The 13632-nt window shown below is 65.0% G+C and carries 13 protein-coding genes; 9 read left to right on the top strand and 4 right to left on the bottom strand.

Annotated elements, in window-relative coordinates; genetic code table 11:
* The 6 genes from V7Q81_RS10670 to V7Q81_RS10645 all read left to right on the top strand — a co-directional run.
* Nucleotides 1–410, top strand: a 410-nt coding sequence (locus V7Q81_RS10670) for a UbiA family prenyltransferase (protein WP_333843015.1), incomplete at its 5' end; no start/stop codon positions are given.
* A gap of 6 nt (nucleotides 411–416) precedes the next feature.
* Nucleotides 417–1250: an SCO family protein gene (locus V7Q81_RS10665; protein ID WP_333843013.1), complete on the top strand. Its 834-nt coding sequence runs from the start codon at nucleotides 417–419 to the stop codon at nucleotides 1248–1250.
* Between the two features lie 45 nt (nucleotides 1251–1295).
* The gene (locus tag V7Q81_RS10660) at nucleotides 1296–3239 is read left to right on the top strand and encodes a cytochrome b N-terminal domain-containing protein (RefSeq protein ID WP_333843011.1); all 1944 of its coding nucleotides are present in this window, start codon (nucleotides 1296–1298) and stop codon (nucleotides 3237–3239) included.
* The gene (locus tag V7Q81_RS10655) at nucleotides 3236–3739 is read left to right on the top strand and encodes a hypothetical protein (protein ID WP_333843009.1); all 504 of its coding nucleotides are present in this window, start codon (nucleotides 3236–3238) and stop codon (nucleotides 3737–3739) included. Before V7Q81_RS10660 ends, V7Q81_RS10655 begins: the two co-directional genes overlap by 4 nt.
* A 4-nt stretch (nucleotides 3740–3743) precedes the next feature.
* A complete protein-coding gene (locus tag V7Q81_RS10650) occupies nucleotides 3744–5354 on the top strand; it encodes a hydrogenase iron-sulfur subunit (RefSeq protein ID WP_333843007.1) in 1611 nt (536 codons plus the stop codon).
* Entirely contained in the window at nucleotides 5351–7006 is a 1656-nt protein-coding gene (locus V7Q81_RS10645) for a cbb3-type cytochrome c oxidase subunit I (RefSeq protein ID WP_333843004.1), read from the top strand. The genes V7Q81_RS10650 and V7Q81_RS10645 overlap by 4 nt, the downstream gene beginning before the upstream one ends.
* A 23-nt stretch (nucleotides 7007–7029) precedes the next feature.
* Here the strand turns inward: V7Q81_RS10645 and V7Q81_RS10640 are convergent, their stop codons facing one another.
* The gene (locus V7Q81_RS10640; protein ID WP_333843002.1) at nucleotides 7030–7569 is read right to left on the bottom strand and encodes a CDP-alcohol phosphatidyltransferase family protein; all 540 of its coding nucleotides are present in this window, start codon (nucleotides 7567–7569) and stop codon (nucleotides 7030–7032) included.
* A gap of 106 nt (nucleotides 7570–7675) precedes the next feature.
* On the opposite strand from V7Q81_RS10640, the gene V7Q81_RS10635 reads away from it, so the two are divergent.
* Together V7Q81_RS10635 and V7Q81_RS10630 are read left to right on the top strand one after the other, a co-directional pair.
* A complete protein-coding gene (locus V7Q81_RS10635; RefSeq protein WP_333843000.1) occupies nucleotides 7676–9619 on the top strand; it encodes an ATP-dependent DNA helicase in 1944 nt (647 codons plus the stop codon).
* A gap of 20 nt (nucleotides 9620–9639) precedes the next feature.
* Entirely contained in the window at nucleotides 9640–10023 is a 384-nt protein-coding gene (locus V7Q81_RS10630) for a hypothetical protein (protein WP_333842998.1), read from the top strand.
* Here the strand turns inward: V7Q81_RS10630 and rimO are convergent.
* Nucleotides 10020–11381: a 30S ribosomal protein S12 methylthiotransferase RimO gene (gene rimO, locus V7Q81_RS10625; RefSeq protein WP_333842995.1), complete on the bottom strand. Its 1362-nt coding sequence runs from the start codon at nucleotides 11379–11381 to the stop codon at nucleotides 10020–10022. The genes V7Q81_RS10630 and rimO overlap by 4 nt on opposite strands.
* Nucleotides 11382–11411: 30 nt before the next feature.
* A complete protein-coding gene (gene phaR / locus V7Q81_RS10620) occupies nucleotides 11412–12029 on the bottom strand; it encodes a polyhydroxyalkanoate synthesis repressor PhaR (protein WP_333842993.1) in 618 nt (205 codons plus the stop codon).
* A gap of 238 nt (nucleotides 12030–12267) precedes the next feature.
* On the opposite strand from phaR, the gene V7Q81_RS10615 reads away from it, so the two are divergent.
* Nucleotides 12268–12819, top strand: a complete 552-nt coding sequence (locus tag V7Q81_RS10615) for a phasin family protein (protein ID WP_333842987.1) — start codon at nucleotides 12268–12270, stop codon at nucleotides 12817–12819.
* 117 nt (nucleotides 12820–12936) lie between these two features.
* On the opposite strand, the gene phbB is transcribed toward V7Q81_RS10615, so the two are convergent.
* Nucleotides 12937–13632 (bottom strand): acetoacetyl-CoA reductase (phbB, locus tag V7Q81_RS10610; RefSeq protein ID WP_333842986.1); only part of this gene is annotated, 696 nt, incomplete at its 5' end.

Below are 13632 nucleotides of genomic sequence, written 5' to 3'. Positions count from 1 at the left end.
CCGCTGCCGCGGCGCCGGGCGAGCTGCCGGCGGCACCCTTCCTGCTGGCGACGGTGCTGTTTCTGTGGACGCCGCCCCACTTCTGGAGCCTGGCGATCGCCTATCGCAGCGACTACCAGGCGGTGGGGGTACCCATGCTTCCGTGCGTGGTGGGAGAGGCCCGCTGTGCCCGGATCATTTTCGGCAATGCCGTGGTGCTGGTGGGCGTATCCCTGCTGCCGGCGCTGTTCGGCCTGGGATGGGTCTATCTGGCCGGGGCTGCCGCGGGAGGCGCATGGTTCCTCACGAAAAGCGCGGCCCTCGCCCGTTCCCCGAGCCGGACGGCGGCCATGGCCAACTTTCACGCATCGCTCTTGCAACTCGCCCTGCTCCTTGGCGCGGCGCTGCTCGACGGGGCGCTGATGCGGTAGAGCGCCGTGAAACGGCTCGGCGTCTGCTCCATGTGGGTGCTTGCCGGCGCCTTGCTGGCGGCAAGCGGCGGAGCCCTTGCGGCGCAGAAGACGGGCGCAACAGCAGGCCTCGACCTTCAAGAGGCGCTGCGGGCGAGCCAGGCGGCCATTGGCCGATGGGTCGGCGATTACCTCTTCACCGACCGGGAGGGCCGGCGGGTGCGCCTCTCCTCGTATCGGGGCAAGCCCCTGCTGGTGAGCTTTATGTATACGGGCTGCTACCAAGTCTGTCCGGCTACCACCCGTTTCCTCGCCAAAGCCGTGCGGGTGGCCCAGGAAAGCCTAGGCAAGGACAGCTTCGCGGTGGTTTCCATCGGCTTCAATCTGCCCTTCGATACGCCGGTCGCCATGGCCGCCTTCGCCCGGCAGCAGGGGGTGGACCTGCCCAACTGGGAGTTCCTGAGCCCCGATCCCCAGAGCCTAGAGGCTCTGACCCGGGACTTCGGCTTTCGCTACGTGCAAACTCCCACAGGCTTCGACCACCTGCTCCAGGTGACGGTGGTGGACCAGGACGGCCGCATCTACGCCCAGGTGTACGGGGACACGTTCGGCATTCCTCAGCTCGTCGAACCCCTCAAGCGCCTCCTCATCGATGGGCCGCGGCCGTCCATAACTCTCTCGGAGCTGGTGGAGCGGGTGCGGCTCCTGTGCACGGTCTACGATCCGGCTTCCGGCGTCTATCGCCTCAATTACCAAATCTTTTACAAGCTCTTCGGCGCCTTGTTTGCGACGGCGCTTACCGTCGGCTTCATCGTATACGAATGGCGGCGCGGCCGCGGCTCCAAGCCCCCTCGGGTTTGACCCATATCAAACGCTCCGCGCTCGCCCGCGGGTAAGCTTTCCAGCATGTTGGGATACGTGCAGCGCGCTGGGCAATGGACGTTCCTCCAGGCGGAGCGGGTGTTCAACGCCGCTTTTGGCGAGCGCTTGAATCCGCTCTATTACCTCGGGGCCATCAGCTATTTCATGTTCTGGGTGGTGGTGGCGAGCGGCCTTTACGTCTACGCCTTCTTCCAGACCGGAGTGAGCGAAGCCTACCATTCGGTCCAGTCCTTGAGCGAGGAGCAATGGTATTTGGGTGGCATTATGCGTTCGATACACCGCTACGCCTCCGATGCCATGGTGCTCACCATGTTGCTGCACATGTTGCGGCATTTCTTTTTCGACCGCTATCGCAGCTTTCGCTGGTTTTCTTGGGTGAGCGGCATAGTCGTCTTGTGGCTGGTTTATGCCTCCGGGGTGAACGGCTACATGCTGCCCTGGGATCGGCTCGCCCAGTTCGTGGTGACTGCTACCGCCGAGTGGTTCGACTGGCTGCCCATCTTCAGGGGCACTCTGATTCGTAACTTCATCTTTCCCGAAGGGGTCAACGACCGGCTGTTTAGCCTCCTCTCTTTCATCCACATCGGCCTTCCCCTGGCGGTGCTGTTCTTGCTGTGGGTGCACGTGCAGCGGGTGCCCCGAGCCAAAACCAACCCGCCGCGGCCCATCGCCATCACCCTGCTGGTGGCACTGGTGGTCCTTTCCCTGGTGAAACCGGCGCGGAGCCAGGCGCCGGCCGACCTCACCACCGCCATCACCGAGATCGCTTACGACTGGTTCTATCTGGCCCTCTATCCCTTGATCTACCGCTGGTCGCCGGCGGAGGTGTGGTGGCTCGCCGGCGGTGCCACCCTGTTGTTCCTGCTGCTGCCGTGGCTGCCCCCCAAGCGGGCCCGCGGACCCAGGGAGGGCTATCACGTCATGGTGCATCCCGACAACCGCATCATCCCGGTGCGGGAGGGGGAAAGCCTGCTCGACGCGGCCCTGCGGGAAGGGATGCCGGTGCCATTCGATTGCCGCAGCGGCGGCTGCGGGCAGTGCAAGGGCACGATCCTGTACGGCACCGTGGATCATGGGGCCTATCAGCCTTCGGCGCTGACCGAAGAGGAGCGGCGCCTAGGGAAAGCCCTGTTGTGCTGCGCCACGCCGCTGTCTGATCTGGAGATCGAATATCAGCCGGTCGGAGCCCCAGGAGGAATCGCTCCTCGGATCTACACTGCTCGGGTACACAAGCTCAACCGGCTTGCCGAAGATGTGATGCAGGTGTTCCTCAGGCTGGAAGGCGGCGAGAAGATTCGCTACTACCCGGGGCAGTATATCAATATCCTGCTGCCGGACGGGGAGAAGCGCTCTTTTTCCTTCGCCACCGCGCCCCATGCGGCACAGGACTTGATCGAGCTCCACATCCGCTGGATCCCTGGCGGCAAGTACACCACCCATGTGTTCACTGAAATGAAGGAAGGGGAAGTGGTGCAGTTCGAGGGACCCTTGGGGGCGTTTTTCCTGCGGGAGGATTCGGAAAAGCCCATCATCTTCGTCGCCGGCGCTACCGGCTTCGCCCCGGTGAAGGCGATGCTGGAGCACGCATTCCACGTGGGCCTCAAGCGGAAAATGATCTTGTACTGGGGCACACGTCGCCTTGGGGACATGTACATGAAAGCGCTGCCGGAGCGCTGGGAGCGAGAGCATCCCAACTTCGAGTTCGTCCCTGTGCTGTCAGCCCCTGAGCCCGAAGACCATTGGCACGGTCGTACCGGGTTGGTGCACGAGGCGATTGTGCAGGACTTTCCCAATCTGACCGGCTACCAGATCTACGCTTGCGGCTCGGTTGCCATGGTGGAGGCGGCGCACCCGGCGTTCATCGCCCGGGGATTACACCCCGACGACTGCTTCTCGGACGCATTTCGCACCGCCGCCCACCTGCGGGCAGGGGAGGCCGAGCTGGTCAAGCTGGGAGGGGCCGCGTGAACCCCCTGCGCTATGCGGCCCAAGGGCTGCTCTACGTGCCTTTCATGGTCGCCGTCGGATATTTCTCCACCGACCCGCCGTACCGCCACCTGGAACCGGACCAGGCGCTGGTGCGCGTATCCATACGCCATGCAGGTGAGCGCAGGGAAGAATGCCGCGAGCGCACGGCGGAAGAGCTGGCAAAGCTCCCGCCCAACATGCGGGCGCCTTTGGTCTGTCCCCGGGAGCGGGTGCCCGTCACGGTGGAAGTGGAGATGGACGGCACGCTCCTGCTGCGCACGACGGCACCACCCTCGGGCCTCGCCAAGGATCTCGCTTCCCTCGTCTACTGGCGGCAACCGGTGACGGCCGGCTCCCATCGCTTCGTCGCCCGGTTGAACGACCGGCGCACCGAGGGCTTCAGCCACGTGGCCGAGGCCACGGTGGACCTCGCGCCGGGGGACGTGCTGGTGATCGATTTCCAGGCGGAGCAGGGTGGGTTCCTGTTCCGGTCCCGTTGAGACTATGGCGGAAGGCGAATCGCTCCATAACGATCGCTGCCGCTCGAGCCTGCGCTTGGCGCTGCTTGCCGGGCTACAGGCCCTCGAGGCCCTATTCGACCGTGTTTTCACCCCTGCCCACAACCCGTGGCGACACTTGGGGGCGCTCGCCTTTTTCTTCTTCTGGGTAGTGGTGGTCTCCGGCGCCTATCTCTACGCGTTCAGCGAAAGCGGAGTGGAGCGCGCTTATCTCTCGCTCGAGCGTTTGACCCGGGAGCAGTGGTACCTGGGCGGAGTGGCACGCAGCCTCCACCGTTATGCCTCCGACGCTTTCATACTCACGATGCTGCTGCATCTGGCGAAGGAGTGGATCGCAGGGCGCTACCACGGTTTCCGCTGGTTTTCCTGGGTGACGGGAGTGCTGCTGCTCCCCCTCGCCTTGGTGAGCGGGACGATCGGCTTCTGGCTGGTGTGGGACCAGCTCGGGCAGTTCGTAGCCCTGGCCATTGCCGAATGGCTAGACGTGTTGCCCATTTTCTCGGAGCCCTTGGCGCGCAACTTTCTCATCCCCGGCGGGGTCACTGACCGTTTCTTCACCCTGGCCATGTTCCTGCACTTGGGGCTGCCCCTGGCGCTCTTGCTCCTCGCCTGGGTCCACCTCCAGCGCATCAGCCGCCCGGTGATCCATCCGCCCCGGCCGCTCGCCCTGGGCGCCCTCGCCGCACTGCTGCTCCTTGCCCTCGTCAAACCGGTCACGAGCCACGCGCCGGCGGACCTGGCCAGCGTTGCTGCGCAGCTCAGGTTCGACTGGTTTTACCTCTTTCCTTTGCCGGCCGTTTACGCCTGGTCACCGGCCGGGTTGTGGGCCCTTACGGGCGCGGCCATGTTGTTGCTGCTTTTGGTGCCGCTTCTACCCCATCCCCGGCGTGCCCCAGTAGCCCAGGTAAACCTTGCCAACTGTAACGGCTGCGGGCGCTGCCACGAGGATTGCCCCTATGGCGCAGTGGTGCTGCGGCCCCGCAGCGACGGGCGCCGGCTGCCCCGGGAGGCGGTGGTGTTGCCCGAGCTGTGCGCCGGGTGCGGCATCTGTGCCGGAGCGTGCCCGTCCTCCACGCCGTTTCGCAGCGCCGAGCCCCTGCTAACCGGTATCGACATGCCCCAGCTTCCCATGGGCGTGTTGCGGGCGCAGCTCGAAGCGGCAGTGACGGCGCTCGCTGGGCGGCCGCGGATCGTCGTTTTCGGCTGCGACGGGGGCGCCGAGGTGGAGGGGTTACGCGGGCCCGGTACTGCTGCGTTGAGCCTGCTGTGCGCCGGGATGTTGCCTCCTTCCTTCATCGAATACGCCTTGCGGAGCGGCGCCGACGGCGTACTGGTGACCGGCTGCCGGGAGGGAGACTGCGCCTTCCGCTTGGGCAACCGGTGGGTCGAGGAGCGGATCCAGGGAAAACGCGAACCTCATCTGCGCCGCAGCGTTCCCGCCGAGCGGCTGCGTGTGTGCTGGGCCGGCTCTCGGGATTTTCGCCGGCTGGCGGAGGAGCTGGAGCGGCTGCGTGCCCATCTCGCGGCGCTTCCCGCATGGCGCAAGGCCGTGGAGCGGGGCGTCGGCCGCCACAAGGACAAAGCTTTGCTTCCATGAAAGCGCTAGCCCAGGCCGCCATCCGCCGATTGCCCTCCTTCGTCCGCGCCGCGGCAGGGCCCTATGCGCTGCCGATTCCCACGGGGGCGCGGCGTACCCTGGCGCTCCTCTGGCTCGGTCTCGGGCTCGTATCCCTCATTCTCTCGGGCCTCTTCTCGGTGCTGCTGGTCCTGTCCCGGGCGCCCTACGTAAAGGACGTCTTCCCCTTGGTGGACTTCTTCCACGTGGCCCTGGTGGTTCACGTGGACCTCTCGGTGCTGGTGTGGTTCATCGCCTTCGCCGGAGCCTTCTGGACCCTGAACAGCACCGCCCGCGGGCTACCCTTGGCGTGGGTCGCCCTGGTTCTCGCCGCGGTCGGAACCTTCCTCATGGCGGCAGCTCCGTTTCTCGCTCGCGAGCCGGCGGTGATGAGCAACTACGTTCCAGTGCTGGACGGCCCCGTATTTCTCACCGGGCTTTCGATGTTCGCTCTTGGCTTCGCGTTGCTGACAGTGCGCAGCATGGCCGCTGCGCCGCCGGTGGGAGTCCGGCCGGATGGGGCCGCAGCACTGCGCTTCGGGTTGAACGCCTCGGTGGTATCGGCAGCGGTGGCCTTGCTCGCTTTTGCCTGGTCGTACCTTCTCCTTCCCTCCGGGCTCGAGGACAAGGCCTATTACGAGCTTCTGTTCTGGAGCGGAGGGCACGTGCTCCAGTTCACCTACACTCTCCTCATGTTCGTCGCCTGGCTGTGGCTCGCCAGCGCTGGGGGCGTTCGGGTGCCCCTCACGCCTCGAGTGGTTCTCCTCTTGTTCGGCATCGGCTTGGTATCGGTGTTCGGCATGCCCGTGATCCATCTGGCCCATGACATCACTTCGGTGGAGTATCACCGCTGGCACACCTGGCTGATGGGTTTTGGTGGTGGGCTGGCGATCCTGCCTTTCGCCTTGGCCGTGGTATTGGCCCTGGCGGCGGCGCCCGCTCCGCGGGCCGAGCAGCGGCCGCTGCGGGCGGCCCTGGTCGCTTCCCTCCTCCTGTTCGGGACAGGGGGCTTGATTGGTCTTGCCATCGAAGGCAGCAACGTCAAGATCCCGGCCCATTACCACGGCTGCATCGTGGGGGTCACCCTAGCGTTCATGGGGATTGCTTACCACCTGCTGCCCCGATTGGGCTTCGCCGCGCCGAGGCCAGGTCTTGCCACCTGGCAGTGCTACCTCTACGGCGGCGGACAGCTTTTCCACATCCTGGGGCTGCTCTGGTCCGGAGGCTACGGGGTGCAGCGCAAGATGGCTGGAGGCGCCGAGGTGCTGGAAGGCATCGGGCGCACGGCGGGAATGGGCCTCATGGGGGTAGGGGGGCTCGTCGCCGTGGCCGGCGGGCTGTTGTTTGTGCTGGTGGTCGCGTTGGCGGTGCTCTCCACGCCGTGGGGCGCCCGCTTACGGGCCAGAGAGGGTATTGATGAGCCAGAAGGTGAGCACGGCGAGTGGCAGGATGATGGCGAAATAGACGAGGCTTCGGTTTTCGAATCGGGCACCTCGGGCGCGCTCGATGCGGTCCAGGATCCCGTCGGCGAGGAAGTACAGCCCGATGGCAACGACGGTGAAATAGACGATTTCCATGGCAGACCCCGCGGCCGCAGGCCCCATTTAAGCACGGTGGCCCCGCCGGGGACTTGATGGAAATCAAGGGTACGCTCGCATCAGCTTTGATGCCGCGCCGCTTTGCGGCCCCACAGCCAGACGTAATGAGCGCCGGAGAGCACGGTGAACAAGGCCACCAAGGCGAACAGGGGTACGCGTGCGGGTTCCGCCTCCACGTAACCGGCGGCGTCTGCGAGGAGCAGGACCAGCAAGGCGAACTGGAAGAAGGTGCAGGTCTTGCCCAAGACGGTGGGCTGCATCTGGTAGGGGCCGATCGCCAGACGATAACTTACCGCGCCCACCACGATCACGAAGTCCCGGCCCAGCATGAGGGCAGTGAGCCACAGGGGCAGCACTTGCATCCAGGCGAGCCCCAGTACGGTGGCGAAGATGAGCAGCTTGTCGGCCATGGGGTCCAGTACCGCCCCGATAGAGGTTCGCTGGTCGAAGCGGCGTGCCACGAAGCCATCCAGGGCGTCGCTCGCCGCCGCGAGCACGAACGCCCAGAAGGCGAGGAGATATTCTGCCTGCAGCAGGAAATAGGTGAGGGCCGGCACCAGGCACAGCCGGAGCAGGGTGATGGCATTGGCCGCGTTCATGCAAGCTGCAAAGGAAAAGAAAGCTCATTCAAATTTTAAGGAACCTGGGCGCAAGCCGCATGGTGCCGCCCATGGTAGACTCGCAGGGAAACTCTCCGCCGGTCTCATGCTCGATCTGGAGCGCGTCTTCGCCGAAGACGGGCCCCTTGCCCGTCGCATTCCCCGCTACCGTGCCCGGCCCCAGCAACTGGCGATGGCAAGCACCATCGCCCGAGCGATCGAGGAGCGCCGGATCCTGGTGGCGGAGGCGGGCACCGGCACGGGCAAGACGCTCGCCTACCTGGTGCCCGCCTTGATCTGGGGCGGCAAGGTGATCCTCTCCACCGGCACCAAGACCCTCCAGGACCAGCTCTACCACCGGGATCTGCCCACGGTGCGGGCTGCCTTGGGGCTTGCGGTGACCGCGGCCCTGCTCAAGGGTCGCGCCAATTACGTATGCCAGTATCACCTCGAGCGCAGCCTGGCGGAGGCCCGCTTTGCCAGCCGGGAGGCAGCGGCGCATATGGCGCGGGTGCGCCAGTTCGCCGCTGTCTCCAGGACCGGGGATCGCGCGGAACTTCCCGACGTGCCCGAGGATTCCCCCGTGTGGCCGGCGGTCACCTCCACTCGGGACAATTGCTTGGGGACGAGCTGCCCTTATTACGACCGGTGTTTTGTCATGCGGGCGCGGCGGGAAGCCCTGGCGGCGGACGTGGTGGTGGTGAATCACCACCTCTTTTTCGCCGACCTGATGCTGCGGGACGTGGGCGTTGCGGAGCTCTTGCCCGCGTGCAACACGGTGGTGTTCGACGAGGCCCACCAGCTTCCCCAGACCGCCTCCCTTTTCTTCGGGGAAAGCGTGGGCACTGGTCAATTGATCGAGCTTGCCCGGGATGCCCGGGCGGAGGGGACGGCAGCAGCGCGAGATTTCCAGCGCTTGCCCGAGGCGGCCCAGGCGCTGGATAAAGCCGCCCGGGATCTTCGCCTGGCAGTGGGCGAGACCCCCGGCCGATGGCCCGCTCGCCAGGCGATGGAGCGTCCCGGCTTTGGCCCGGCGCTGGCGGCAGTGGCCGAGGCGCTCGCGCAGCTCGAGCGCCTCCTGGAATCCCAGGCTGCCCGCGCTGAGGGTCTCGCCCATTGCCATGAACGGGCGGTGCGCCTCTCGACGCTGCTCGCCCGCTGGCGCTCGGAGGAAGCGGACGCGTCGGTACGCTGGGTGGAGGCGTTTCCGCAAGCACTCCAGCTTCACCGCACGCCCCTGTCGGTGGCCTCTATTTTCAGCCGTCAGCTCGCGGGCCCGCCCCGGGCGTGGATCTTTACCTCGGCCACCTTGTCGGTCGCCGGCCGCTTCGACCATTATTGCCGGGCGCTGGGGCTCGACGGGGCGGATACGGCGAGTTGGGAAAGCCCTTTCGATTACCCGAACCATGCCCTTCTGTATCTGCCCGAGGCATTGCCGGAACCGGCCCATCCGCACCATACCGAGGCGGTGATCCAGGCAGCCCTACCGGTGCTGCAGGCGAGCCAGGGACGGGCCTTTCTCTTGTTCACTTCGCTCAAGGCTATGCAGCGAGCCCATGGGGCTCTCAAGGAAGCCCTGGCACGCCAAGGCCTCGACTATCCCGTGCTGCTCCAGGGAGAGGGATCCCGCTCTGCCATGCTGGAGCGTTTTCGCAACGCGAGGCACGCTATCCTGCTGGGCAGCCAGTCGTTCTGGGAGGGCGTGGACGTGCCGGGGGAGCAGTTGTCCGTGGTGGTGATCGACAAGCTACCCTTCGCGCCACCCGACGACCCTGTGTTTGCCGCCCGGCTCGAGCACTTGCGGGCGGGGGGCGGCAATCCGTTCAACGACTATCAACTGCCAGAGGCGGTGATCACCCTAAAGCAGGGGGCGGGACGCCTCATCCGTAGCGAGACTGACCGGGGAGTGCTCATGATCTGTGATCCGAGGCTGCTTACCCGTCCCTACGGGCGCCGCATCCTGGCAAGCCTCCCCCCCATGGGGCGCACCCGCCGCCTCGAGGAAGTGCTGGCCTTTCTCTCCTGCCCGGGCCATACTCGTCGCGAATGACAGCCGATGGGGAAAGCTCGATGGAACCGCTTCCGGAAAACGTCCAAACCCTGCTCAAGGACCTGCGTGCCTATCTCGCCAACAGCAATGATCCCTGGGAGGCCCGGCGGGCTCTCATGTACCGCATCAATGAGGTGATCGGCGGCGGAGAGTCGGATTTGTTCGTGGCCAACGTGCGGGAGTTGTCCCGGATCGGGGCGAGCTATGCCGAGATGATGCAAACCTTCCAGCGCCTCCTGACGTCCTACCCGGCGGGCGGCACCACCGCGGACCTTTTTACCCGGGCCTTCGTGCCCAACCCCTTCGCCGCTGCCCCGATGAACGAATTCCTGCGCCAGCTGGGCCAATTTTTCGACACCCAGGCGGCGGCCCTGCGCGGAGGGGAGACGGGAAAAAAAAGCTAGCGTGCCGTCGCCTGCGCGGCTTGCTGCACGGGGATGGCGCGCAGATCGTGGGTATCTGCCCCGGTGATGGTCACTTCCACTAAATCTCCGGGCTTTAGCCCGGATGCGCCTTCCACCCGTACGACGCCGTCGATTTCCGGTGCATCCCCGGGGCTGCGCCCCACGGCGTGGCGCGGTGTCACCCGGTCGATCAGGACCGGTATGCGGGTGCCTACCTTGCGGGCCAGCCGTTTGCGGCTGATGCGCGCCTGGAGCTCCATGAGGCGCGTGCGCCGCTCTTCTTTCACCTCTTCCGGCACCGGGTCGGGAAGGCGGTTGGCTGCGGCTCCCTCCACCGGCGAGTAAGCGAAACAACCCACCCGGTCGAGTTCCGCCTCTTCCAGGAAGCGGAGCAGCGCCTCGAACTCCGCCTCGGTTTCCCCGGGAAAGCCCACGATGAAAGTGCTGCGGATCGTAAGCTCCGGCACCTCCGCGCGCCAGGCGCGGATGCGTCGGAGGTTGTCCTCGCCGCTGGCGGGGCGCTTCATGAGCTTGAGAATGCGGGGGCTCGCATGCTGGAACGGTACGTCCAGGTAGGGCAGAACCTTGCCTTGCGCCATCAGGGGGAGTACCTCGTCCACGTGGGGATAGGGATAGACGTAGTGTAGCCGCACCCAGACTCCCAGCTCGGACAGGGCCCGCACGAGGTCGGCGAAGCGGGTCTTCACCGGCCGGCCGTTCCAGAAGCCAGTGCGGTACTTCATGTCCACCCCGTAGGCGCTCGTGTCCTGGGCGATCACCAGAAGCTCCTTCACGCCCGCTCTTACCAGCGCTTGCGCTTCCCCCATGACCTCGCCGATCGGCCGACTCACTAAATCCCCCCGCAGGGATGGAATGATGCAAAAAGTACAGCGATGGTTGCACCCTTCCGAAATCTTGAGGTACGCGTAATGACGGGGCGTGAGCCGCAGGCCTTGGGGCGGCACCAGGTCGAGGAAGGGATCGTGGGGCTTCGGGAGATGGCGATGTATTGCCGCCATGACTTCTTCCACCGCCTGGGGGCCGGTCACCGCCAGGACCTGGGGGTGGGCTCGTTGCACCCGCATCCGCTGGACGCCCAGACAACCGGTCACGATGACCCGACCGTTCTCCGCCAGGGCCTCACCGATGGCTGCGAGGGATTCGTCCGCGGCGGCTTCGATGAAGCCGCAGGTGTTGACCACCACCAGGTCTGCGTCCTCATAGGAGGACACGATGTCGTAGCCCTCGGCGCGCAGTCGGGTCAAGATGCGCTCGGAATCCACGAGCGCCTTGGGGCAGCCCAAGGAGACGAAACCGACCCGGGGCACACGGCTGCGGCGGCGGTGGGCGGGGGCCATGGCGCCAAGAGCAAGGGCGGAGACGGCTTTTTAGGGGTTCTTCTTCTCGCCTTCGGGCGACTCGCCCGGTTGGGAAGCGTCGGACGCGGGCTTTTCCTCGCGCGCGTTGGGCGCCTGGAATCCTGGGAAGGGGAAGCTGCCAAAGAGATTGCGGGTCTGCTTCTGCAACTGTTGCTGCATTTCGAGAAACAGGTTAGCGCTCTGCTCCAGATAATTGGAGAGCAATCCCTGGATGGCCGGGCCCTGGATCTTGAGGAACTGGGCCCAGGCATCGGAGTTGAAAAGGGGATTCTCCCCGTACATGGCCTTGCTTTGCTCCTGCAGCCGCTTCTGCATGTCGATAAAGGTCTGGATGTTTTTTTCCAGGTAACTCCCCATCATTCCCTGCATCGCGTGACCGTAGAAACGGATGATTTGGGATAGCATGTCCCGGGAGAACATGGGCACGCCGCCGCTTTCCTCCTCGAGGATGATCTGCAGCAGGATGCTGCGCGTCAAATCCTCGTTGGTCTTGGCGTCCACCACCCGGAACTCCACGTGGTCTAGAACGAGCTGCTTGACGTCGGCCAGGGTGATGTAGCTGCTGGCGGCCGTGTCGTACAGGCGGCGGTTCGGGTACTTCTTGATGAGACGGACCCCTTCGCTCATGGCGGCACCCGCAACAAAAGACAAATCAATATATTACAGAAAGCCTGCTATAAATACAGCAGGGCCTGCGGACGCTCGGAAAGCCGGCCAGGAGGCCGGGGCCGGGCATTCCCGGGCAGGTGGTATGTTGCGTTGCACAATACTTCTTGACGTCAAGCCTCGTGCTGGCCTAGAATGTTTTTGTGCTATGCAGCAAACTGTTTCTCGGGCAACAGCCGAAAGCGCCATGGAGGCACCTATGGTCAAGACTTCTGAGCAGTTTTCCGATCTCAGCAAAGGCAACGTGGAGGCGGCCCTGAAGTTCGCCAAGCTCTCCATGGACAGCGCCGAGAAGTTGATTCGCCTGCAATTGGAGGCGGCCCGCGCCGCGATGGAAGAGAGCGCGAAAACCGCCCGCGCCCTGGCCGAAGCCAAGGACGTACAGAGCGCGGCGAGCCTCAGGCTCAAGATCGCCGAGTCGAACATCGAGAACGCCCTCAAGTACGCTCGTAGCGTCTACGAAGTCGCCTCCCAGGCCCAGGGCGAGCTGGCGAAGCTGTTCGAGCAGCAGATGCACAGCGTGGGCAAGGAAATGCAGGGCGCTCTGGAAAAAGCCGCCGCAGGCGCGCCACCGGGTAGCGAGATCGCCATCACGGCCCTCAAGACCACCATCGCCGCCGCACAAACTGCTCTGGATACCATGACCAAGGCGGCCAGGCAGATGGCGGAATTGGCGGACGCAGGTGTCAAGGCCGCCGCCGCCGCCACCGGCGAAGCGGTGAAAAAAGCAACCGGCGGCAAGAAAGACTAAAGCCGCTGCTCCTCTATTCCTAGGGACCCTCTTCCCTGCAAAGCCGCTTGACCCCGGCGCTCGCCCACCGGGGTTGGGGCGGCGTAAAACCCCGGGGAAGCGAAGTCCCTGGTTCCCTCAGTACATGTGCTGCCCGCCGTTGATGGCGAAGTTGGCCCCCGTCACGTAGGCCGCTTCGTCCGAAGCGAGATAAGCGACCAGGCCGGCCACTTCCTCCGGCCGGCCCAGGCGACCCACCGGGATCTGGGGCAGGATTTTGCTTTCCAGCACATCCTGGGGGATGGCCAGCACCATCTTGGTGCCGATGTAGCCTGGCGAGATGGTGTTGACCGTCACCCCCTTCTTCGCCACTTCCAGGGCGAGCGCCTTGGTGAAGCCGTGCATGCCGGCCTTGGCGGCCGAGTAATTAGTCTGGCCGAAGGCACCCTTCTGGCCGTTCACCGAGGAGATGTTGATGATGCGGCCCCAGCCCCGCTCCACCATGCCATCGCATACCTGCTTGGTCATGTTGAAACAGGAATCCAGGTTAGTGCGAATCACTGCGTCCCAATCGGCCTTGGTCATCTTCTTGAAAGTCATATCCCGAGTGATGCCAGCGTTGTTGACCAGGATGTCCACGGGGCCCACGTCCCTTTGGACCTGCTGGATGGCGGCTGCGCACGAGTCGTAATCCGCCACGTCCACCCCCACGGTGTAGAAGGTGTAGCCTTTGGCCTTCATCTCTGCGGTCCATTCGGCCACTTTCTTGTTGCCCGGGGAGTGGGTGGCGACCACCTTGCAGCCTTGGTCGGCCAGACGCATGCAGATGTATTC

Origin of the sequence: Pelomicrobium sp., from assembly GCF_036803785.1 — a bacterium.
Classification (GTDB): Bacteria; Pseudomonadota; Gammaproteobacteria; order Burkholderiales; family UBA6910; genus Pelomicrobium.
The sequence above is the reverse complement of the archived record's forward strand: the minus strand, read 5'-3'. Positions and strand labels throughout refer to the sequence as shown.

Excerpts from the sequence above, each read along its gene's own strand:
- V7Q81_RS10615 (WP_333842987.1), top strand. The coding sequence starts at position 12,268 with ATGGTCAAGACTTCTGAGCAGTTTTCCGATCTCAGCAAAGGCAACGTG.
- V7Q81_RS10645 (WP_333843004.1), top strand. The coding sequence starts at position 5,351 with ATGAAAGCGCTAGCCCAGGCCGCCATCCGCCGATTGCCCTCCTTCGTC.
- phaR (WP_333842993.1), bottom strand. The coding sequence starts at position 12,029 with ATGAGCGAAGGGGTCCGTCTCATCAAGAAGTACCCGAACCGCCGCCTG.
- V7Q81_RS10630 (WP_333842998.1), top strand. The coding sequence starts at position 9,640 with ATGGAACCGCTTCCGGAAAACGTCCAAACCCTGCTCAAGGACCTGCGT.
- V7Q81_RS10650 (WP_333843007.1), top strand. The coding sequence starts at position 3,744 with ATGGCGGAAGGCGAATCGCTCCATAACGATCGCTGCCGCTCGAGCCTG.
- V7Q81_RS10635 (WP_333843000.1), top strand. The coding sequence starts at position 7,676 with ATGCTCGATCTGGAGCGCGTCTTCGCCGAAGACGGGCCCCTTGCCCGT.
- V7Q81_RS10640 (WP_333843002.1), bottom strand. The coding sequence starts at position 7,569 with ATGAACGCGGCCAATGCCATCACCCTGCTCCGGCTGTGCCTGGTGCCG.
- V7Q81_RS10660 (WP_333843011.1), top strand. The coding sequence starts at position 1,296 with ATGTTGGGATACGTGCAGCGCGCTGGGCAATGGACGTTCCTCCAGGCG.
- rimO (WP_333842995.1), bottom strand. The coding sequence starts at position 11,381 with ATGGCCCCCGCCCACCGCCGCCGCAGCCGTGTGCCCCGGGTCGGTTTC.